The sequence below is a fragment of the Anabaena sp. CA = ATCC 33047 genome, from assembly GCF_963870205.1.
Taxonomy (GTDB): domain Bacteria; phylum Cyanobacteriota; class Cyanobacteriia; order Cyanobacteriales; family Nostocaceae; genus Trichormus.
Window position 1 is genome coordinate 235,739 of record NZ_CAWMSA010000040.1, and the last position, 22,799, is coordinate 258,537.

A 22,799-nucleotide genomic window follows, 5' to 3' on the forward strand; every position below is an offset into this window, starting at 1 on the left:
GAAGTATTTTTACTTTGAGTGGTGGACTTTTGACTTTTGACTATGAACTAATATCACTTGCATGATTCATTTGACATTTACCACACAAGCCGAAAAACTCTAGGGTGTGGTAAAAAATTTTAAATTTGTGGGTGGCTTGTAGTTGCGCTTCTAAATCATGCACAGGGCATTGATGAATGGGAATTGACGCACCACATTGCAAGCAAGTAAGATGATGTTTGTCTTGGTGTACTAGACTATACAACGCTTCCCCGTTAGACAAAGTACGTACTTGTACCAAACCTTCGAGCTTTAAGGCTTCCAAGGAGCGATAAACCGTAGCTAAACCCATACTTTGATTACGATTACGTAGTTCCACGTAAATATCCTGGGCGGAAATACCTTGTTTGACGGTTTGCAGCAGGTTTAAAATTCGCTCTTGGCTGCGGGTGCGGATGGCTCTCATAGACATTTTGATAATTTGCCACTGTAGTTGGAACTGTGATACTGGCTAACTCAATCAATCAACACTAACTGTTCCATAATCTTATTTTTACTTAGTTGGGGCAGAAAGTTATCGAAAAAAAGGTCTAAAACCCCGTCATTCTACGACTGCTTTTTGGTAAAATATTATTTAGGTCGCTGACCGTGAGAACGATGTTCGCGAAGCGTCTCGTTCGCGTAGCGTCCCGCAGGGAAGAGAGGAAACAGGGAAAACGTCCTACTCCGTACTGTAAGGACAGAAAAAATCAAATAGGGCGGGGCGCGTCCAAATTAACGCTTGTGGGAGTAGCTCGTCAAGAGGCTTGCCCCTAAAGGGTGTAGTCGAGCTAGACATGATCGTGTAAGACCAAGATTAGCATTGCTAGTGGAGGCAGTGATCAGCCCAAGAATCACCGAACTTTTAGGGCGGTGAGTCGTCAAAGTATAGCGATCGCAGTATTCAAAAAAAGCCCGTGCAAAGCAAGTATTTAGCCAAAATTTTTGTAACTCTTCGTCCTTCAGTCTTAGATCCGGCTGGTGTGGCTGTACAATCTGGTCTAAAGCAAATGGGATACGGCAACGTAGAAAATGTGCGGATTGGTAAGTACATTGAATTAACGATTACCTCATCTGATGGGAGTAAAGCGCGTCAAGACATGGAACGCATCTGCGATCAAATGTTAGCTAATCCTGTGATCGAAAATTACCGTTTTGATTTGATTGAAGTCGAAACCCAAACGGGAGTGTTTTAAGGGCAAGTAGGGGGAGATGAGAGGCAAGGGAGCAGAGGAAGCGAAGGGGAAAAATCCCATCCCTTCCAATCCCCATTGACTATTGACTATGGACTAATCATGAAATTTGGTGTAGTAGTTTTTCCAGGTTCTAATTGCGATCGCGATGTGGCTTATGTCACCAGAGACATACTAGGGCAACCCACGCGCATGGTTTGGCATCAAGACACGGATATCGATGACTTAGATGCGATTATTGTACCAGGGGGATTTAGTTACGGCGATTATTTACGCTGTGGTGCGATCGCGCGGTTTTCGCCGGTGATGCAGCAGGTAGTTAGCCATGCACAGAAGGGTAAGTTAGTCTTGGGTATTTGTAACGGTTTCCAGGTGTTAACTGAAGCCGGACTTTTGCCGGGGATATTGACAAGAAATCGGGATTTGCATTTTATCTGCGATCGCGTACCTTTAAAAGTTGAGAATACAAGTAGTCCTTGGACTCAAGCTTACACCACTGGTGAAATTATCACCTTACCCATTGCCCACGGTGAAGGAAGATTTTACGCTGATCAAGCAACTTTATCTGAAATTGAAGAGCATGGGCAAGTGGTGTTGCGTTATGCTGGAGACAATCCCAACGGTTCATTAAACAACATTGCTGGGATTTGCAATCGTCAAGGTAATGTTGTAGGTATGATGCCACACCCAGAAAGAGCAGCTGATTCTATGCTTGGCGGTAGTGATGGCTTGACTTTATTCAAAGGTTTATTAGAACAGGTGGCGGCGTTGGTGTAATCTTCACCTTCCCATCCCAGTTAAACAACATCAAGGCACAGTCAGACTGTGCCTTTATGACGTTATCTTTCAGGTGACTGTTGACATACTCCCCACCCTAGAAGGGCGGATATTCTAGGTTCAACCAGCGATTGCAGGCTTTGCCCGTCTTATATCGCCTCGCCCAACAGACAATGCCCTGCCTGCTTCTGCTATTCTATCAGAAAGCCGTCCTAGAAGGACGGGGAACCTCAAACCCATTTCTTCGGTAACATCAAAATTTAATTAAATTTATTTGAATTTTATTAAACTTAATTAATTCCGTCTGAATAGTTACTAATTTTAGTGAATAAATAATTTGAATTGGCTCAGATTCAAACAGCATAACATCTGGTGGAGTTGTATATTATCTGTCAAATTTTGTACAGTATTTATCATGCACTATGGCATCCACACTGACTTGATAAATTGCTAAGTAGATCAAGCATATAAACAATTATTTTATCCAAGCAGGTGGATTAACAAATGTCAACCACTGATGCAAGTAAAGAGTTTATACAATGGATACAAACTTTTGATTATCGGTGTTTACATAACAAAGAGGATGTAGAAAAAAATTTTGTTATCCCGTTATTTCGTTATTTATCTTATCCAGATAAATGTTGTGTTAGTAAATATAACTTAAATAGTGACAATCAGCCAAATCAAGAGAAAAAGCTAGAAGATGTCAAAATTTATTTTGCTCATGATGATGTAGCTCAACAAAATGCTGAAACATCTTTGATTATTGTTGTATTTTTAGAATCGAAAGCCAATAACTTTCAATCAGCTATAGAACAAGCGATATTTCATAGCACTTATCTTAAACCCTTATTATTTGTAATTACTAACGGGCATCAAATCAAAATTTTTAAGTATTTTAAATATCATAAAGAAGAATGTATATATGATAAAAATGTTTATTCATTGAAACTTAATTCAACAGCTTTAGAATTTTATAATGAATTTAACTTTTATACTATTAAAACTATTGATAAAGATACAGTTAATCTTTTGAGATATTCACAGTATAATCTGATTGAAAAACATTTACGACGGTATGATTTACAAGAGATTGTAGATAGAACTGATTTTAAACCGGAAATTGTGCGAGAAGGCGATCGCTTAATTGTAGCAAAACCAAAAGTAGTTATCGAGTGTAATCTTCCCAAAGCTTTTAAAGAAGGGAATTGTCAAATTCAATTCAGTGGTGTAATTCTCAGAGGCTTAAAAATTCAATTAAATCATCAGGATATTTTAGGACAATTAATCACAGGTTTAAACACTCGTCCTGAGTGGGGATGTCGGAGATTTATCAAACAAATAGATAGTAACGCGTTTGAAATTTCTTTAGGACAAACCACAGTCATTTTATCTGATGTCGAAACACTAGATTTATGCTTGTGTCTTGATGTGGTGTGTCAAGAATACAAACAATCAATTATCGAATGTGAGAATAGTTTAGAAACCTGGGATTTTGAATTTGTAGAATTTTTAGGAATTCGGGGATTTCATCTGTTTTCTGTAGATGCCAAACTCTGGCGATTAATGCACAATTTTGCTAATGAATTTAATTATATACAAGGTAAAACAGAATGGCATTTATTTCAACAAGAAGAAATGTCTATTCGTGTGAGTCGAGGAATTCGTGATCATGCGTTTATTTTACCTTGTCCAGTTAATTATTTATCTTTATTACCCAACGGCATCATTAATATTGTTTATGAAATCAATGAAATTCACCTACAATCACTAGAAACAGGTGAAATTAATTCATGGAAGCAAGATATAGGAAGACGGGGAACTTGGACAGCTAAATATACAAAAGAGTGGTTATTAAACAGTTTTATTCCCAAAGTAATTGATTACTACTCCCAAAAATATCAACTATCAGCAGCAGAATTAAAGAAGAATATAGCAGATTATGATAATGACCGCACACCCATTGCAGAAATTCATGATATTAGAGAACTAATACCTTATTTGCAAGATATACAAACATGGTTACAGAATTATGTTGAGAATATTCCTAGTTTTTTGCTGAGAGAATATTACCAAGCAATCACAAACTTAGTGCGAAATACTGACTCAGCGATAGCAGGTATAGATTATATTATCCGCAACTTGTCGTTAATGGAGGTAGGTAACACAAAAGATAGAATGAATAGTAATTTTTATAAATGGAATTTTAAAGACGCTTTGTCTTATTTAGATGCTCAAGTCGGTAGGATAAATAATTATCAGTATGAGGAAAGTTTCAAAGCAGATTTAATGACTAGGATTTTTATCTGGATTATTGAACATGGTAGAATTAGATTTTCACAATCTCAGTTAAATGCTGCCAAACAGGCTTTATTACCATTGTGGGAACAGAGTCGGTTTGAGATGCGTTATGTAAATGCACATCGTTAGTTTTTTGTATGAATTAAGGGATTTAGGTAGGGTTGGAATTAGAAAAATCGCTTTGTATAGTTGTCGGACTATTTTTATCATGCAGAGGCGCACAGACGCAGAGAGTTTAAAGAGTTTGTCATGAGAATAGATAAATTTAATTGCCTGTTACAGAAATATTTGCATGGCTAAAACCCACCAAACTCCGCAACATCCCTACTTCATAACACCAAACAAACCACCCTCAAAAAACCTCAGCGTTCCTTTGCGTTTACCTCCGCGCTCCTCTGCGTTAAAAAAAGAAACCCGCTAACACAGCACATTTACTGTAAACAACGAATCGCCACAAGCAAACCTCTAGCCTTATTTAAAGTTTCCTCATATTCCTTCTCAGGCTCAGAGTCAGCCACCAAACCCGCGCCAGCTTGCACAGTCACCGTATTATCTTTAACAACCATAGTACGAATAGCGATCGCACTATTTAATTGACCTTCAAAATCATAATATCCATATACCCCAGAATACACACCCCGACGACTCGGTTCCAACTCATTAATAATCTCCATCGCCCGAATTTTCGGCGCACCGCTAACCGTACCCGCCGGAAAACAAGCCTTTAATAAATCCCAAGCAGTTTTCTTTAGAGCTAATTTCCCTACCACATTGCTGACAATGTGCATCACATGAGAATAGCGTTCAACTACCATTAATTCATCAACTTTAACGCTACCACTTTCACAAACACGCCCTAAATCATTCCGCCCTAAATCTACTAACATCACGTGTTCCGCAATTTCCTTGGGATCTGCTAATAAATCTGCGGCTAAGGCTAAATCTTCCTTGGTAGTTTTACCCCGTGGACGTGTTCCCGCAATTGGACGAACTGTAGCTATTATCTCATCATCTGCATCCCGTTCTGCTTTGACCATGACTTCGGGACTAGAGCCGATAATTTGCCAATCTTGGAAGTGAAAATACGCCATGTAAGGCGAAGGATTAATTTGACGCAGGGAACGATACAGCGAGAATGGATCACCTGTGTATTGTGTAGACAGTCGCTGGGAAATCACGACTTGAAAAATATCCCCAGCTTTGATGTATTCTTTAGCTTTTTCGACGTTAGCGCAAAATTCGGAACGGGTGAAGTTGCTGCTATATTGTGGTGCTTCCCCAATATTGTTACTACTTGGGGGTGTCCATGCCAAGATAGTTTTTTCTGGTGATAGGGGCAAAGATAGTTTACTCACCATTTGGGTGACGCGATCGCAAGCTTGTTGATATGCTGCCTTGATATCGACTGTCGGATCACGTAAATCAGCATAGGCGATCGCCCAAATTTTCCGCTTTACTTGGTCAAAAATCAATAAGTGGTCTACCTGCATCCACAAACCATCAGGAATGTTGCGCTCATCTTGTGGATGTACAGGGACACGCGGCTCAATCCAGCGAATCAACTCATAACCCCAAAATCCGAATAATCCCCCGATGCCTGGGGGTAATTGGGGTAATTTCACCGGCTCAAAAGGAGCAAGACAGTAAGCTAAAGCTGTAAACGGATCTCCTGTAAATTTAACTTGTGAACCGTCGCGGTGTGTCTGGGTGGTAGAGTCACCCCTAGCTTCTAAAATCCAAAGCGGATCACAACCCACCAAACTGTAACGCCCAATTTTTTCCCCACCTTCCACCGATTCCAGCAAAAAGCTATAAGGTTGTCCGGCACAAACTTTGTACCAAGCAGAAACAGGCGTATCTAGGTCTGCGACCCATTCCTGATACACTGGCACAAAATTACCTTGTGTAGCTAGTTGAGAGAATTCGGAAAAATCGGGGAATATCATCGGCAAATTGGGAATTGGAGATTGGGGATTGGGGGTTGGGGACTGGGTACTGGGGATTGGGTAATGGGCATGGGAAATTGGGCATATAGGATAATATTCTCCTGTGCGCCTCAAGTCCCTCTGCTGCTTCTTAGTCCCCAGTCTCCAGTCCCTAGTCCCTAGTTACTACGCATCGTAGGTAGCTTTACCAGAGAATTTCAGTTGTGCAGGGTTGGGATTTTCCCCAATGCTGCGGGGAACGTGACGGACTTTTTCACGGCCAGCATTGACTTTTTCTGGGAATACGCCATCAGCAGGGTGAATAAAGGTAGTTTCGCCACTGGGCAGAATCCGGTAAATTTTATAGTCTGTGATTTTGAATTTCCGGAGTTGACCGCCTAGAGCAATACCATATTCTTTCCGAGCCAAGTATAGGAGGTTTTGGCCTTCCAGCATAGTAGCTGCACCGCCGGTGGGCAGTTCAAAAACTTGCTGCTTGGGGCTAGTCCAGGTGATCGCGTATTTTTCCTCTACTTGTGCTTTGGAGAGCAAGCCGCCTGTGCTGCCCGCAAATAGTGGAGTTTGTCCAGAAAGTGTTTCTGCCATAGGGTATTCTCTCAACTTTTTGTTTTTAGGGCATCCTAACACCGTCATCAACATGATATTGCGATCGCGTCACAGTCTGTAACAGTTGTTCGTCAATTTTGATTTTTGAATAGGGATTGGGGACAAATCAATTCAAAATACCCTACGGGAAGGCAAGCCTACAAAATTCAAAATTCAAAATTCCAGAGTTTTTTGGGAAAAATCTCCCCTGCTTCCCCTGCTTCCCCTGCTTCCCCTACTCTCTACTCCCCCGTTTCTTAACCTTAGAGCGACTGTCCTCTTGGCTACCCTGAACAATGGGAACGGTGAAATGAAACTGACTACCTTGATCTTTACCGCTTGATTCTGCCCAAATTTTCCCGCCCCAACCGTTGACGATTTGGCGGCAAATCGCCAAACCTAGCCCTGTACCGCCAGCAGTTCGCCGCAAAGCCCCCTCTTCTTGGTAGAAACGGTCAAAGACGACTTCTAGACGATTAGGTTCAATCCCGCGCCCGGTATCAGCTACTGTCACTTCTACCATGCGATCGCCATTGTGATTGGCATTGATGGTAATTAACCCTTGGTTGGGGGTAAATTTACAAGCATTATCTATCAGTTTTGCTAATACTTCTACTAACCAATCACCATCAGCTTTAATCAAAGGTAAATTTTCGGCGATTTCTGCGATAATATGCGGTGGTTTTTCAGTTGTGGTACGGGTTTTCAGGCGACTGAGTGCTAAATCTACACATTCTTGTAAAGTCAAAGTTTCTGGATGCCATTCTACGCGACCACTTTCTAGGTTAGAAAGAGTCAAGAAATCCTGTACGAGTTTTCGCATCCGTTCCGAGTCATCTAGAGCCGTATGCAGCATTACCTGACGTAATTCTAAGGGCATATCTGGCTCAGTGGCGAGACTTTCTAGACACACTTGAATTGTTGATAAAGGTGTGCGAAGTTCATGTCCGGTGATAGCGATCAGGTTGCTGCGGGTGCGGTCTAGGGCTTCTAGTTGCTGGTTGAGGACTTCTAAGTTAGCATAGGCTTCAGCTTGGATTAAAGCGGCTCCAATTTGGGTAGTGATCGCTTCTACTAAATCCAATTCTCCTTGTTGCCATTGATGCGGCGGTACAGTGCAGTAGTGTAACTCGACAATCCCTAACAGTCGCCCCTGAAATAATACTGGTTCGATCAACCAAGAACGCACGCCAAATTTTTTCACAATCAAGGACAGTGTTGGGGAACTGGTGACGCGAAAATCATTTACCGTATCACTGACACAAACACCTTCACCTTGTTCTACCACTTCTTGAAATAGGCTATTGTTCTTTAACTCCCAGGTTTCCCCGTAAATGGACACTACCCCAGGCATCAAAAACTCATGCTCAATCGTAGCTTGGGCATCCGAGGCTTGAGCGCGGTAAATTAAGCAACGACTCGCCCCCAGGTGTTGCCCTAGTTCTTGCGCCGCGATTTGTAATACTTGATGCGGGTCAAGCGATCGCCGAATTGCGGTACTAATAGAGTTGACTAAACGTTCCTTTCGTGCTTGGGCAGCGATAGAACGGTAAGCTTTATGTAATTTATACTGACTAGCTTGTAGGTAAGTAACTAAACGTTGGACAAAGGGGTCTGTATCAATATCACAAGCATATTCAGCAATAATACTTGTAGATTTGTTACTGTTACGATCACCAATACCAAATCGCTGACACACGCGCTCAACTTTGCTTGCTAACTCTGGTCTGTAAACCAAAATCCTGTCTAAGAGCAATTGGGCTGCTTTGATACTGACTCCCCGTTCTGATGTCCAAATTCCCTCAAATCGCCTCCCCGTGTCCATCTCTAAATGAGGAAACCAGTCAGGCACTTGCTGATTCTTAGTGATTGAACCCAGACTTTCCCGACACACTAAGCAAGTAGCATAATTATCAGCAATTACTACCAAATGCCACTCTTGGCTTAAAGCATCTTCCGGTTCAAACGCCACCTTTTCATAGTATCCTGAGCTATTGCTAAAATCAGTTTCTGGCGCAGCTAATACGTATATTTGGTTACTGCGTTGAGATAAACGCTGATAACGGTGAGCTTCTTGGCGATAGAATCTCTCTCGTTGAAAACTAGCAATTACTAAGGGCTGATCTAAAGTCGCAGCCAAAACCTGATCTTCCATTGCGTGGGATAGGGCTGTTAATGAAGCCTTAAAGTATAGCTGGGGTCGCAGGTAAGGTAGGGACTGTAGCAGATCACTCAGCACAGAAGTTGAAATGCTCATGAATATCTTTAAATAAGCCCAATCTGAAATATATCCACGTCACATCTGCATTTTACAAATTACAACGTTCTCTCAAGTTAAATAGAAAGTTGCGAAATGTAAATAATTTTAAACAACACTGTCGGCAATGTATTTGTGGTTTACGCTTAAACGTGTCCTATGTCTAGGCACGTTATAGCCACTTTAGTGTTCACCGCAGTTTTTCTTAATCCATTTGCTGGCATCGTGATATTGAAAAAAATAAGCTCCTAAGCCCACTATACATTCTCAAACACTCTGCTTATCAAGCAATTGATTGGGAAGTTTTGCCAATTGGAAATCAATTTAAAATACCCTGCGGGTAGGCTTACGCCTACAAAATTCCCAATTCGCCCATAGCTTGCGGCTAGGCTTACCCCGCCATAGGGAAGGCTTGCACCTACAAAATTAAAGAATTTTGGGGAAAAATCTCCCCTACTCCCCCTACTCCCTCATCTCAAAAATCTAGGTTCTGCCTAAATTTGGATATTGTTGTATCTTGGGTAAGTGTTAGCACTTATCAATGCTGTTTTGGCTTTTCTTGGGATAAAACGACTGAAAGCACGACTTTTTCAAGCTTGACTTCTGATTTAAACAAGATAAATTTATAAACTTATGATGTGGGTTTTATGTCTGGTTTTCTGCCAGCACTAAGTGAGTATTTATCGATCTGTAATAGCTCTTGTGAATTTGTCCTAGCATAGTTTGGCTGTTGACGCTGAATCTGATCGCAAAAGTTTAGACTTGACCTGTACACGGAATTTTGGCTAATGACACCGGATACACTGACAACCCCGGAAAAAGTTTTATTGGATGGAAAAACCTTTATCCCTGCTGATCAATTACCTATCCCAGAGTGGCCTTGTGTGGTGAGTGAAAGACCTCAGCCAACGCTGACGGTGAAGGATGATGATCTATTTTTGGTGACAGACACAATGGGGAACATTTCTGGTTGTTCCCTCCATGATGGCGGTAATCCCAGCATGGGTTTATTTTGCTGTGATACGCGGTTTCTGAGTCGTCTGGAATTGCAAATCGACGGGCGATCGCCTGTCCTCCTCAGCAGCACGGCGGAAAAAGGCTTTTCTCTGTCAGTGTTGTGTACTAACCCCAGAATCGATGAACGCATGACGGCTGATACTGTGGGGATTCGCCGGGAAATAGTACTCAATGGCGCATTATTTGAAGAAATCGAGGTAGCCAATTACAGTACAACCACCGTCAGTTTTGAACTCAGTATCAGCTTTGATGCCGATTTTGCCGATTTATTTGAAGTCCGGGGTTATGACCGCGAAAAACGGGGTAAGCTTTTACGCCAAGTAGAACCCATCTCTGAAAATGTCACCACTTTTCATCCTGATGGTGTTTCTCCGGCATCAACTCACCCTTCAGCCCCGAAAAATGAGTTTTTAACCCTCGCCTATCAAGGTTTAGATGGTTTGGTGATGGAATCCCGCATCCAGTTTCAGTATCGTCAACCAGACTATTTCAAGGGTTACACGGCGGTTTGGCGGCTAGAGTTACCTTCTCACGCTACCCAAAAGTTGGGCTATCGAGTGAATTTGTTGACTAACAACAGTTCTAGTTCCAATGTCAGTGCAGCTGTGACTTTAGGACAGGCTAAAGCAGCTGAGATGATGGAAGAACAACACTGGGTAGAACAAATTACTAGCATTCGCTCAGATAAAAGCCTGTTTAATCGTGTCCTTGAACGCGCTGAACAGGATATGTATTTACTGCGTCAGTCTATTGGCAAGTATAAAACTGTATCGGCGGGTGTACCTTGGTTTTCTACACTGTTTGGGCGAGATTCCCTGATTACAGCTTCTCAAACCCTGATGCTTAATCCCCAAATTGCCAAAGAAACCTTGATGTTATTGGCAGAATATCAAGGTAAGGTTGAGGATGACTGGCGGGAAGAAGAACCAGGGAAGATTTTACACGAGTTGCGCTTGGGTGAAATGGCTCGCTGTCAAGAAATCCCTCATACACCCTACTACGGCACTGTCGATGCTACTCCCCTGTGGCTGATGTTGTATGCTGAATACTACGCTTGGACTCATGATCAGGAAACTCTAGAGCAACTTTGGCCGAATGCACTGGCGGCTATGGACTGGATTGATCGGAATCTGGAAGCTACTGGTTATCTCACCTACTATTGCAAATCTCAACGGGGACTAGCTAACCAAGGTTGGAAAGATTCTGGCGACTGTATTGTAGACCGGAAGGGAGAACTAGCCAACGGCCCCATAGCTTTAAGTGAAGTCCAAGCTTATGTTTATGCGGCAAAGACGCGCTTGGCGGATATAGCTAAAATTAAGAAACGCCTTGACTTAGCTGAACGCTGGCAAGAAGAAGCTAAAAAACTCAAGGTGCGTTTTAACCGAGATTTTTGGCTAGAAGAGCAAGATTTCTGCGCTTTGGCTTTGGATGGTGACGGTAAGCAGGTTGATAGTATTACGTCTAACCCCGGTCATTGTCTGCATTTGGGGATTTTTACGCCAGAAAAAGCCTACAGTGTGGCGGAAAGGTTACGCGCCCCGGATATGTTTAATGGTTGGGGTATTCGGACTTTGAGTAGTTTGTCACCAGCTTACAACCCAATGGGTTATCACATTGGTTCGGTTTGGCCTCATGATAATGCTTTGATTGCAATGGGATTGCGATCGCTGGGTTTAATTGATCAAGCTTTGGAATTGTTCCAAGGTTTATTCGACATGACGAGTCAGCAATCTTACCAACGTCCCCCAGAATTATTTTGCGGTTATGAGCGGAATGGCGATCGCTCTCCTGTACAGTATCCTGTAGCTTGTACTCCCCAAGCTTGGGCAACTGGTAGCATTTTCCAGCTACTCCAAATGATTGCTAATTTAGTCCCTGATGCGCCTAATAACTGCTTGCGAATCATCGACCCTGTTTTACCAGAGTCCATCAGTCGTCTATCATTGCACAATTTGCAAGTCGGTACTACTGTCTTAGATTTGGAATTTGAGCGTTCTGGTGGTACTACAGCCTGTCGTGTAGCGAAAAAACGCGGCAATCTCCGCGTAGTGATTGAAGCTTAACCAGAGAATAGCTCATGCAGTCAAGCGCAATGGGGATATTCACAGATTAGTCCCCATTGTTAGCTTGCGCCCATCATCTTCGGTAAGGAGAATATCAGCTGCAAAAAATCCCGAACAAGTTACTCACAAGTTCGGGATGTAATTCATTTCTAGCTTCACCATCACAAAACAGAAAAAGCTGTGTATATTAATTCTTATGCTACGAATTGTAAAATATTTATGCTTCTTCTGAATTTTCTCTTTTGTGTCCTGGAGAAGATTCATACAGAGCATCTAACTGTTGACGCGCATCTTCAACGTTGATGGAACGCATTACCAACAAAGGCTCTTTGATGATGTTACCTGCGCTATCCAATAATTCTGGATGTGGTGTTAACTGTCTTTTCGCTAAAATTCCCTGATTCCCGATTTGCGCGTTTCTAGCTGGATAATTTCGCTCGCGCTCAAAACTAAACATAATTAAGTTGCGAATTAGGTTAGCAACAGCTATAACCGCAAGAATTGTAAAAGCTAGAATGTAGAGTAGGTGTAACATCGGATTTTCCTCCAGGGATAGCAAATTTCAAACCTGATGAATGTAAAGATTTGTTTAGCCAATGTTGTTACCATTGGCGAGGATAAATAGAAAACACACTTGTTGTGTGACTTTATCTATGATGGGAATTTTGTCAACAACTATTCAGATAATTGTAACATAATATACATTATTAGTTAATAAAAATATTGTTAAGGATTTGCTTTGAGTGCTGTGACTGGCATATCGTCATGCTGACTCTTAGCTAGCCTGTTGAGAGCGAAAGTGAGCCGCTACCTTCCAACATTCTGTGACTAATTGATGCCAGGGGGTTAATGTTGCCATATCAATCCCAACTTGTCCGTCAGTGGCATGAAATAACATCTTGGCTGTAGTCAGTTCTTCCTGGGCTTGCTGAATCCGCAAAAGCAAGTCTAATTGCTCTTGCTCGTTCATAAATGAAAGTTGTTCTGTTTCCAGAAAATTACGCGATCGCGTAAACCAATATTGAAAATCGTCTAACAACGGTTCTAGAACCGCTTTGAGTAGATTAGCGTCCGGTATATTTGAGTCTCGCATAAATTAGAAAGAATCTTTTAACTTCTTTAATAATATTAACGTCTTTTACATTTCTTAATACTATTATAATCTCCCTCCCAAGAAAGATTTCTTTCAAATCCGCCATACATACTACAAGCGTGTAGCATATATTGTGTATAACAGTCCTCATATCCATTGCCCAACTCAGAGGTATATCTGCATACAGAGCCTAATATATAGATGTAGTTGCCAGTAGAGCCAAATACTGATAATAGCTAATGTCTGCATCTACAATGAGTATAAAAACCTCAGTTTATTACGCAGATGCTCAGGTAATAATTGCTAGCAATCTCATGAAATGAGAGTAAACTTTACTCAAGGTGAAACCGCACGCAGCAAGGCAATAACCGCGTGTTATATTTGGGTAGGTTTTCCAGAACATTTATTGATAAATTACTTTTGCAATCACTTCGCCAATGGTTCAGCAGCCAATGTCTTCCAATCAAGACTCCAACAATCAGCCAGCACAACCTGAAAAAATGTATTTACCGCGTACCAGCGAATCAGACACCTTAAAGAAGATTCGCCACACCACTTCCCATGTGATGGCAATGGCAGTACAAAAGCTGTTCCCCAAGGCGCAAGTAACAATCGGCCCCTGGATAGAAAATGGATTTTATTATGATTTTGACAGTCCAGAGCCATTTACTGACAAAGACCTCAAAGCTATCCAAAAAGAGATGGCTAAGATTATCAATCGCAAGTTGCCAGTAGTTCGGGAAGAAGTCAGCCGTGAAGAAGCACAACGGCGCATTCAGGCAATCAATGAACCTTATAAATTAGAAATCCTGGCAGATATTCAAGAAGAACCGATCACAATTTACCACCTAGGGAATGAGTGGTGGGACTTGTGCGCCGGGCCTCATCTGGAAAACACCAAAGATTTAAACCCCAAAGCCATTGAATTAGAAACCGTGGCGGGTGCTTATTGGCGGGGAGATGAAACCAAATCCCAGCTACAGCGCATTTATGGTACTGCTTGGGAAACCCCCGAACAACTAGCTGAGTACAAGCGGCGTAAAGAAGAAGCACTACGACGCGATCACCGTAAACTGGGGAAAGAATTAGGTTTATTTATTTTCTCAGACCAAGTGGGGCCGGGTTTACCTTTGTGGACACCCAAAGGGACTTTATTACGCAGTATCTTAGAAGATTTTCTCAAGCAAGAACAGCTAAAACGTGGTTATTTGCCTGTAGTCACCCCCCACATTGCCAGAGTAGATTTATTTAAGACTTCGGGACACTGGCAGAAATACAAAGAAGATATGTTTCCCCTGATGGCGGAAGATGAAGCCGCAGCAGCTTTAGAGCAAGGTTTTGTCCTCAAGCCAATGAACTGTCCTTTCCACATCCAAATATATAAGAGCGAGTTACGTTCTTATCGGGAATTACCGATGCGTTTGGCTGAGTTTGGCACGGTTTACCGCTACGAACAGTCAGGAGAATTAGGTGGTTTAACGCGGGTACGCGGTTTTACTGTAGATGATTCCCACCTGTTTGTAACTCCAGAACAGTTAGACGATGAATTCCTGAATGTCGTGGATTTGATTTTGTCGGTGTTCAAGAGTCTGCAACTGAAGAACTTTAAAGCTAGACTGAGTTTCCGTGACCCAGCTAGTGATAAATATATCGGTTCTGATGAAGTTTGGAACCAAGCCGAAGGTGCAATTCGCCGGGCGGTGCAAGAGTTGGGAATGGAATACTTTGAAGGTATTGGGGAAGCGGCGTTTTATGGGCCGAAATTAGACTTTATTTTCAGCGACGCTTTAGAGAGAGAATGGCAGTTGGGAACTGTACAAGTAGATTACAACTTACCAGAACGCTTTGATTTAGAATACGTCGCTGAAGATGGTTCTCGCAAACGTCCGGTAATGATTCACCGTGCGCCTTTTGGTTCGCTGGAAAGGCTGATTGGTATCTTAATTGAAGAGTATGCGGGTGATTTCCCCTTATGGTTAGCCCCGGTGCAAGTGAGATTGTTACCTGTGGGTGAAGCACAGCTAGATTTTACTAAAGATGTAGCGGCGAAACTGCGGGCTGTGGGTATTCGTGCGGAAGTTGACACCAGTGGCGATCGCTTGGGTAAACTCATCCGTAATGCGGAGAAAGAAAAAATACCTGTGATGGCGGTAGTAGGAGCTAAAGAGGTTGAAACCAATAGCTTAAGCATCCGTACCCGTGCTTCTGGGGAGTTAGGAGCGATACCTGTAGATGAAGTGGTGCAGAAAATGCAGGATGCGATCGCAAAATTCGAGAACTTCTAACACAACCAGAAGCTTTTAGATTAAATATCCCGCTATCAAAATAGAAATGGTAGCGGGTATTTTTTATAAAATCTCCCTTATACTGGGTGGGCTGTGGCTTAAAGTTTTTATTAAAGATTTAAATGGAATGCGATCGCTAAGGTAATATGATTTCGCATTTCTGAATATTTGGTATGGTAAAGCACTATTTAATTTTCATTCATGGAATCGGTGAGCGTCAGCGCGATGAAAATCCCAATTCCAGCTACGATACACTCTGGGAGCAGTTGATCAAAAAATCGGGAATCAGCCAAGAAAAGTTTGAAAGCAAGTTTGATAAAGTCTTTACAGACTGGCACATAGATTTGCTAGACAACGCAGCTCGTACTATCTTTGATGCAGCATTTCCTAACTTAGAAAAGCAATCCTTTAACCCTATGCGCGGCATCCGTGGCTTCATGACCTTTTTTCTAGGTGATGTAATCGCCTACGTGTCTGAAGACGTAAATTTTATCCGTCGCACTGTGTGGACACAACTCTGGGAAGAACTCAAAGAACCATTGCAGCAGGGCGCAACCTACAGTATAGTCGCCCATTCTCTCGGCTCAGTGATTGCTTTCGATTATCTGTTCCACTTGTTTTATCCGAAAAATCCAAATGATTTTTCATTCATTCCCCAGCTTGATCCCGATGCTAGACCTGAAGACACCAACTTGCAGCCGATAACAGTAAAGCCGGAAGAAATCCAGCTTTTGAGAAACCAATTCCGCCACTTGTTCACAATGGGGTCTCCTATCGGCTTGTTTATGATGCGTAAAGGCTCGTTATGGATGCAAGGAGAGCCATTTGATAAACTTTACAATCCAGTCCAAGGTGAAGGTCGTTCTTGGTATAACTTCTGGGATAGTGAAGATGCAATTGCTTATCCTTTAGCAGAACTGTTTAAACGCAATCCACAAAACCAAAATCAAGTTTTAGTGGACATCCCAGTAGAGACAGGTTTTCTGGTTTCTGCCCATACTGGTTATTGGCGTAATTCTGATGTTGCTCAAAAGATTGTTAACACCATTTTTTGAAACATTGGAGTAAGTGGTAAGTTGAAGAACTTTCTTTTTTACCTTTAGTCTGATTTTAATGCGATCGCCCAACGTGAGTCTTTGATCATCGCGCAAATATGTTGCCAAACTTCCGTACCATACTGATATAGAATTAAATCTGAGGAATTTGCTACACCTTCTGACTCATATTCAATGCCTACCATCAAATCCTCCTCGACTGGATTGCAAATCATCAAACAAACTCGCAAAGAAAAAGGTTGGGCGATTGATAACCCATATTGGTTAGAACAAGCCAGTCAAATTCTCGAACCTGAGCTTAACTGGAAAGATGCGGTAGTCTTTGCAGAGGGGGTATCTTTACCGACATGGAAACGCTTCCTCAAAGGTGATGCCATTAATGCGTCAGTATTTAAAGCATTTTGTCAGGTTTTGGGTTTAAATTGGCAAGACGTAGTAGAACGCCCCATACCTATTACAACCCCAATTCCTAACATTCCTTTATTTTTTGGACGGGGTTACGAATTAGATACACTCAGTCAAGCCATTGAGCAAGGAAAACGCCTAATTGCAATTACAGGAATTGGGGGGATTGGGAAAACGGCTTTAGCTGTAAAATTAGCAGAAAATGGACTATCCCATTTTCAACAAACTCTGTGGTTTTCCTTTCACCACAACCCACCAGCAACAGATACACTACCGACTTTAACACCGCACAGCCTCATAATTTTTGATGGTTGGGATGGAATTTTAGGGGGGGAGCGTGGAGGACAATATCGTGCAGGATATGAAGTATATGCAGACTTTCTCCGCACCGTTGTAGAAACGCCTCATAATAGTTGTGTGATAATCACTAGCCGAGAACAACCAGAGGGGTTAAATCTTTTAACTGCTGCGGGTGCGGTGATTTTCCCCCTCGGTGGACTCATGGAAGGTGCAATTGAACTTTTGCAACATCATCAACTTACCTTTGATGCTCAACAGTGGATAGCTTTAGTCAATCAATATGGTGGTAATCCCTTGTTTCTCAATATGGCTGCGGATTTCATCAAGGAAATATTTGCTGGGGATGTGGGCGAGTTTTTAGCCTCTGGAACATTAGTTGTGGGTGAATTTGAACCCCTCGTTTCCCAATGGCTCAACCACATTTCCCCTTGGGAAAAAATGATCATGAAATTTTTGGCTACCAACGTAGAAGGATTTACTCGTCAAGAGATACTCTTACACCTAGCAAGTCATACTTCCAATGGGGAGATTATCAAAGCACTCTTATCTTTAAAACGAAGGGCGTTGATAGAAACGATGAAAGACGTTGATGTAGAACGCTTTTATTTACAGCCAGTAATTCTCAAATGTGTACAGCGTTTATTTAATTGTTAGCAGAACGACAACTCAACAATTGCGCTTTTGGATAAGTTTTTTGTAGCTGAGATTGTCGTTTTAAATTGGCTCGTCCGTAGGTTGATAACTGGCTGATGACTGATGGTTGTGGTGGTGGTGAAAATTTTTCTTGGCTCAAATCATCAAATAAAATGACTGTGTGCAACTGGGAATTTTGATATTTTTCTGCATAAGTTTGTGCTAGTTTCTGCCATTGTTCGGGAGGACAATAACTTTTATCAATGAGTAAAATTAGAGGTGGAGAAATGTGAGAAATTGCCACTCCCGCGACTAGAAATAATCCCCAACCCGATGCTAAAATGGTGAAGCAATAACGATTCATATATTTACAAGTTGGTTTGAAACAATTCGGTAAATAATGTTTGCAGCTTTTGCGGATCACTGGATTTGACGGTTGTTTCTCGCAAGTTAGCAATCTGTTGCAATTCTGTTTGGTTGACTTCGCCGTAAGCAATGGGATAGAAACGCACGCCACTATACTTGAGAACGTCCGTGATTTCACTTAACTGTAATCCTGTATTCACTTCGCCATCACTCAGCAGTAGCAGATAATATCGCCCATTAGGATCGAGCTTCTGACGTTCCATTAGTTCTGACAAACCGACAATCATCCCGTCGTACATTGCAGTATTACCATCAGCGATCAGGGAATCAGTCGCCGCTAACAGACGTTTGTGTTGTTGCTCATCAAAGGGTGCAAGGGGAAGGATTTGTTGAGGGCGATCGCTAAATGCAACCAATCCGACATAGTTACCAGGATTAACTGACTGTGCAGCAATTCTGAGACTCTTTTTCACAGCTTGTAAGCGATCGCCTTCCATTGAACCACTTGTATCAATTACCATCATCAAGTTAACAGTACGTCCCCCGTCTTTACGCTGTTTCCAATAAGACTGCGCCGCTTGCAACACTTTACCATCTGGAATTGGAGGTATAATATTACTCCTGAAGCGTTCACCAGCATTAAAACCTTGTGCGGTTGCTAGCTGCTGCATTGCTGGCGACAGCGCAAACTCACTAAATCGCTGTAAAGCTTCATTTTGCGCGGAAGTATTCCAACTAAAGCCCACCAAAGGACTATCATGAGGTACTCCAAAGGGGACAAACACCACATCTTCAAATCCTGGCAGTTTTTTGAGGGTTTGAAAACTTTGATACTCTAGGGGAAACGCTTGTAATTTTTGGTTATTGCGGATAAAAATCTCTTTCAGATCAAGTGTTGTTAAAGTTGTAATTAAAACTTGGTTTTGAAATGTATCAAAAACAGAATTTACCTGTGGTGATTGTAATTCTGAGGCTGTGAGAGGTTTACCGTCTTGATGATGTCCTGCACTCCGCCAAAATAAGGTATATAACAAATTTAAAGATGTAGCACTACTGTAAGGATTCGGATAACCAATTGTCAGCTTATCCGATAAAATCGCATCTAGTAGTTTCTCAAAAGTAACATCAGCATTTTTTGCCAGTTGTTGATAAGTTCCACCATCAACCACAAAACCAGCAAAGTCAGATACTAATCGCGGGGTAATAGTTGAAGTTGTGATTCCTTGCTGTGTCAACAGTTGTAATGATAGTTGATTAGCAGGTGTAAACCCAGCCGGACGAGCATTTTTAGCAGCTAAAAGTCTTGTTGCAGTACCAGAGGGAATATTGCGAATTCCTACTTGTATGACTTGTCCAGAACTGGTAGTAATTTTTTTGGCATTAAATGCTTCAGCAACATCTACCAACCAACGCTCATCTTGCTTTTGTCCGTTGGATTTTTCCGCCGAACCAAAAATTTCAATGTAAGTAATATTATTATCAGTTGATGGCTTGGCACCATAGAGGGGAAATTCTGCGATATTGGGTAAAGGTTCTGCTAATTTTTGAATGCTGTAACCTTGGGCGACTGCATCGGAAATTGTGGCTTTGTCGATGGTGATTTTGGGTAATAAAGATTCTTGTAAGACGCGATAAGCACTTTCAAAGGAATCTACTGTGGGCGTGATACAAGACCCTAGTAATGTGACAATTAAGCCGCATAAAAACCATATACCAAAGTGTATTCGGAGTTCTCTGAAAAGTTTCATGGCTGTTTTTGGATGATTGAATATTGGCTCACGCAAAGGCGCAAAGATGAGAAGTTTAATTAAGGGCGGTTTTATTGGCTGTAATTAGTAGTTGCAACGTTTTGGGGAGATTGATATCAGGAGGAGTTTGGTTGAGTTTGGAGAGTAAGATTTGATCCTGTAATTGTTGCAATTGGTTGTGTGTTTGTTGGAGGCGATCGCAACTGGCTTGTAATTGTTGTTTGGCTAAGGGACGATAGGTGGAAGATTGGACTTGATTAACTGCGGTTACGGCGGAAACTACTTGCTGTGTTAACGCGAGTACCGTATACAATGCTTCTAATAATTCGGGGATTAAAGTAGGTTCTCGTTGAGCAATTGCAGTTGCAAATTGTTGGCTTGCTTCTGCCCATTGATATGCTTGTCGCCAAGTGGTTTGAGAACTTTTATCTATTTGGCGTTGGAGTTGGTTCAAATGTGCGAGAAAAGTCTCTCGTTCTAATAGATTGTCTGTTGATTTAGGTGAAACTTGGTTGACAGTCCAAAACCAAACGACTATCATCACCAGTGCGATCGCACCACCAAGACTAATAACTAACCGAGTCGTTCCTAGTATCAGCACAAACCCAACATATCCGATAATTGCCCCAGTTATCAGCCAGTAAGTTTGCTTATAGCGCATCAAATTCAATAAATATCGGGACATAAACCGATTCATCTTGATAACCCCTCAATCTAAAAACTCTCATTCTCTCTGCGCCTCTGCGCGACGGACACTTTGCTCAAGTCGGCAAAGCCGCCCACGCAAGTGTCCTCCTCTGCGTGAGAAAAATCCTCAGCAATATTCCCCACCTCACAGTGCTGTTTCTTACCATCCAGCAGGCAACCAATCGTCATATCTCCCATGACATTGATAGCAGTCCGACAGCGATCAAGAAACCAATCCACTGTAATTAATAAAGCAATATACTGAGTTGGCAATCCCACCGACGTAAACACCAAAGTCATCGTCACCAGCCCAGCTTCAGGAATGCCAGCCGCCCCTACAGAAGCTACGATAGAGGTTAAGACTACCATCAATTGCTGGGGTGAACTCAAATGCAGTCCTAACAACTGCCCAACAAATAACGCAGACATAGCTTCATATAATGCAGTCCCGTCATTATTGAAATTGCTACCTACTAAAGCCCCCAGTGATGCGGAAGATTCCCGTAAACCAACTTTCTCTATCAAAGCTTGGAAGGTGACAGGCATACTTGCAGTAGATGATGCGGTAGAAAAAGCTGTTAACAGTGCGTCACTACTACCACGAATAAATCTCTGTGGACTTACCCAAGAACCATATTTGACTCTGGCTGTATAGTAAATCGCTTGCAGTAATAACCCAAGTAGCACCGCAAACACAAACGCAGCTAATGAGATGAATGGTTTAAAGCCTTGTAACGCAATGGTTTTGGCGACAATACCAAATACTGCGATAGGTACTAAGGCAATTACCCATTTCAACACTGCCATTACAGCCTCAAATGATAGGGTAATTAGTTGTTCAATCGGGCGATAATCTTCTTTGTGTTGTGCGATTTGCTCAGTTTTGATGGCACGTAAAACCACCCCAAAAGCCAAAGCAATAAACACTAACTGAATCACATTATTATCAACTAAAGGCTGTAAGATGGAAGGTGGAATCATATCTTGCAGCAAACCCCAAGGGTCAAGGGTTTTTTCAGTAAGTGCTGCACCTTGGGCTTCAATTTGCCACCAACGCCCAGGTTGTAAGACATTGGCAACTAATAGTCCGATGACAATCGCCATGAGGGTATTTGTCAGCAGCAACAGAGCGAGTTTTCGTCCTGAACGCCCTGGAATATGTACTGTGAGAAATCCGTGCAGAATTGCCAGTAAAATCAAGGGTGTGGCTAAGGCACGTAAGGCTTTGAGTATTAAATTACAGGGAATAATTAGATGATTAATTAGTTCGGTTAGGTTGGGGCTGGGGTTGCCCGCACCTAGTAGAATTCCCAAAACTGTCGCTAGAATGAGAGCGATCGCAATCTGCAACGATAAGGGAAAAGTCTTCCAGAAAACAAAACCTGGGGATTGGCTCATAATTTTCAGCATTATTACTGATTGACAAATGGTCGATTAGCTTCATTTCTAACTGATGACAGCATCAGTCAATCTGCTGTTAATTTGGTTAATTATGTTGATAACCTGTTCGTATTCGGCTGTTTTTCCTTGTTTTTCCAGCAGAACAGCAGCTTGATCTAAATCCTCAGTAGCACCTTTCAAGTCTCCTAATTGCAAGCGGGCAATACCTCGAATAAAGTAGGCTTCACTAGAGTTAGGATTAATGCGTATGGCTTGGTTGAAATCCGTAACTGCGGCTGTCCAGTCTTCCAATTGCAAGTGGGCAATACCTCGAATAAAGTAGGCTTCACTAGAGTTAGGATTAATACGTATGGCTTGGTTGAAAGCCGCGATCGCTCCTTTCTCGTCGCCCGATTGCAAACGTAAAACACCTTGTGTGAGGTAGAGAGCAGCATCGTGAGAATTAATTGTTAACTCTAATGATGATTGTCTGTCTAAGGCTGTAATGGGCGAAGTTTTCATCTGATTGTGGGCTGTTCCCACCGCAGATATAGCTTGTGTAGACAACGAAAGCACTAACGTCACCGTAGCAGCAGCAGTTGAGATAAAACGCTTCATGGATTTCTCCTTAATGCTGAGGTATGTTAGTAATTTCGCTGAATTATTTGGTCTACGCTAGTCAAGTTT

At 42.1% G+C, this 22,799-nt stretch carries 19 protein-coding genes; 7 read left to right on the forward strand and 12 right to left on the reverse strand.

The window, feature by feature from the left end; translation table 11 throughout:
* Window positions 1-40: 40 nt before the first annotated feature.
* The gene (locus AACS98_RS10525; protein WP_066379613.1) at window positions 41-445 is read right to left on the reverse strand and encodes a Fur family transcriptional regulator; all 405 of its coding nucleotides are present in this window, start codon (window positions 443-445) and stop codon (window positions 41-43) included.
* Between the two features lie 490 nt (window positions 446-935).
* On the opposite strand from AACS98_RS10525, the gene purS reads away from it, so the two are divergent.
* The 3 genes from purS to AACS98_RS10540 all read left to right on the forward strand — a co-directional run bounded on the left by purS (window position 936) and on the right by AACS98_RS10540 (window position 4,418).
* Complete coding sequence (gene purS / locus AACS98_RS10530; RefSeq protein WP_066379287.1) at window positions 936-1,214, forward strand: phosphoribosylformylglycinamidine synthase subunit PurS; 279 nt, start codon at window positions 936-938, stop codon at window positions 1,212-1,214.
* 99 nt (window positions 1,215-1,313) lie between these two features.
* On the forward strand, window positions 1,314-1,988 hold the full coding sequence (gene purQ, locus AACS98_RS10535; protein ID WP_066379290.1) for a phosphoribosylformylglycinamidine synthase subunit PurQ: 675 nt from the start codon (window positions 1,314-1,316) through the stop codon (window positions 1,986-1,988).
* Between the two features lie 504 nt (window positions 1,989-2,492).
* Window positions 2,493-4,418, forward strand: a complete 1,926-nt coding sequence (locus AACS98_RS10540; protein WP_066379292.1) for a hypothetical protein — start codon at window positions 2,493-2,495, stop codon at window positions 4,416-4,418.
* Between the two features lie 302 nt (window positions 4,419-4,720).
* Here the strand turns inward: AACS98_RS10540 and trpE are convergent, their stop codons facing one another.
* From trpE to AACS98_RS10555, 3 genes are all read right to left on the reverse strand, one after another.
* Entirely contained in the window at window positions 4,721-6,235 is a 1,515-nt protein-coding gene (trpE, locus tag AACS98_RS10545; protein WP_066379619.1) for an anthranilate synthase component I, read from the reverse strand.
* Between the two features lie 165 nt (window positions 6,236-6,400).
* Window positions 6,401-6,820, reverse strand: a complete 420-nt coding sequence (locus AACS98_RS10550) for a photosystem I reaction center subunit II PsaD (RefSeq protein ID WP_066379295.1) — start codon at window positions 6,818-6,820, stop codon at window positions 6,401-6,403.
* A gap of 235 nt (window positions 6,821-7,055) precedes the next feature.
* A complete protein-coding gene (locus AACS98_RS10555) occupies window positions 7,056-9,077 on the reverse strand; it encodes a DICT sensory domain-containing protein (protein ID WP_066379298.1) in 2,022 nt (673 codons plus the stop codon).
* Window positions 9,078-9,865: 788 nt separating this feature from the next.
* Here AACS98_RS10555 and AACS98_RS10560 point away from each other — a divergent pair.
* Complete coding sequence (locus AACS98_RS10560; protein WP_066379300.1) at window positions 9,866-12,160, forward strand: amylo-alpha-1,6-glucosidase; 2,295 nt, start codon at window positions 9,866-9,868, stop codon at window positions 12,158-12,160.
* A gap of 217 nt (window positions 12,161-12,377) precedes the next feature.
* Here the strand turns inward: AACS98_RS10560 and AACS98_RS10565 are convergent, their stop codons facing one another.
* Together AACS98_RS10565 and AACS98_RS10570 are read right to left on the reverse strand one after the other, a co-directional pair.
* Window positions 12,378-12,695, reverse strand: coding sequence for a DUF2973 domain-containing protein (locus tag AACS98_RS10565; protein ID WP_066379303.1), 318 nt, complete (start codon window positions 12,693-12,695; stop codon window positions 12,378-12,380).
* A 240-nt stretch (window positions 12,696-12,935) separates the two neighbouring features.
* Window positions 12,936-13,253 (reverse strand): DUF2605 domain-containing protein, encoded by a 318-nt coding sequence (locus AACS98_RS10570; RefSeq protein ID WP_066379305.1) that lies wholly within the window; start codon window positions 13,251-13,253, stop codon window positions 12,936-12,938.
* Between the two features lie 437 nt (window positions 13,254-13,690).
* Between AACS98_RS10570 and thrS the strand changes: the two genes are divergently transcribed.
* Both thrS and AACS98_RS10580 read left to right on the forward strand, forming a co-directional pair.
* Window positions 13,691-15,538: a threonine--tRNA ligase gene (thrS, locus tag AACS98_RS10575; RefSeq protein WP_066379309.1), complete on the forward strand. Its 1,848-nt coding sequence runs from the start codon at window positions 13,691-13,693 to the stop codon at window positions 15,536-15,538.
* Between the two features lie 173 nt (window positions 15,539-15,711).
* Window positions 15,712-16,593, forward strand: a complete 882-nt coding sequence (locus AACS98_RS10580; protein ID WP_066379311.1) for a hypothetical protein — start codon at window positions 15,712-15,714, stop codon at window positions 16,591-16,593.
* A 44-nt stretch (window positions 16,594-16,637) separates the two neighbouring features.
* Here AACS98_RS10580 and AACS98_RS10585 read toward each other — a convergent pair whose 3' ends face one another.
* A complete protein-coding gene (locus tag AACS98_RS10585; protein ID WP_157087508.1) occupies window positions 16,638-16,778 on the reverse strand; it encodes a hypothetical protein in 141 nt (46 codons plus the stop codon).
* Here AACS98_RS10585 and AACS98_RS10590 point away from each other — a divergent pair.
* On the forward strand, window positions 16,768-17,952 hold the full coding sequence (locus AACS98_RS10590) for an AAA family ATPase (RefSeq protein WP_066379313.1): 1,185 nt from the start codon (window positions 16,768-16,770) through the stop codon (window positions 17,950-17,952). The genes AACS98_RS10585 and AACS98_RS10590 overlap by 11 nt on opposite strands.
* Here AACS98_RS10590 and AACS98_RS10595 read toward each other — a convergent pair.
* From AACS98_RS10595 to AACS98_RS10615, 5 genes are read right to left on the reverse strand one after another with little or no spacing between them, the layout of a single operon-like run.
* The gene (locus AACS98_RS10595) at window positions 17,942-18,295 is read right to left on the reverse strand and encodes a hypothetical protein (protein ID WP_066379315.1); all 354 of its coding nucleotides are present in this window, start codon (window positions 18,293-18,295) and stop codon (window positions 17,942-17,944) included. The genes AACS98_RS10590 and AACS98_RS10595 overlap by 11 nt on opposite strands.
* Before the next feature lie 4 nt (window positions 18,296-18,299).
* Window positions 18,300-20,045, reverse strand: coding sequence for a vWA domain-containing protein (locus AACS98_RS10600; RefSeq protein WP_066379319.1), 1,746 nt, complete (start codon window positions 20,043-20,045; stop codon window positions 18,300-18,302).
* 55 nt (window positions 20,046-20,100) lie between these two features.
* On the reverse strand, window positions 20,101-20,742 hold the full coding sequence (locus AACS98_RS10605; RefSeq protein WP_066379322.1) for a hypothetical protein: 642 nt from the start codon (window positions 20,740-20,742) through the stop codon (window positions 20,101-20,103).
* Window positions 20,743-20,759: 17 nt separating this feature from the next.
* Window positions 20,760-22,130 (reverse strand): dicarboxylate/amino acid:cation symporter, encoded by a 1,371-nt coding sequence (locus AACS98_RS10610; RefSeq protein WP_084386897.1) that lies wholly within the window; start codon window positions 22,128-22,130, stop codon window positions 20,760-20,762.
* A gap of 48 nt (window positions 22,131-22,178) precedes the next feature.
* Window positions 22,179-22,730, reverse strand: a complete 552-nt coding sequence (locus tag AACS98_RS10615; protein WP_066379324.1) for a tetratricopeptide repeat protein — start codon at window positions 22,728-22,730, stop codon at window positions 22,179-22,181.
* Window positions 22,731-22,799 lie beyond the last annotated feature (69 nt).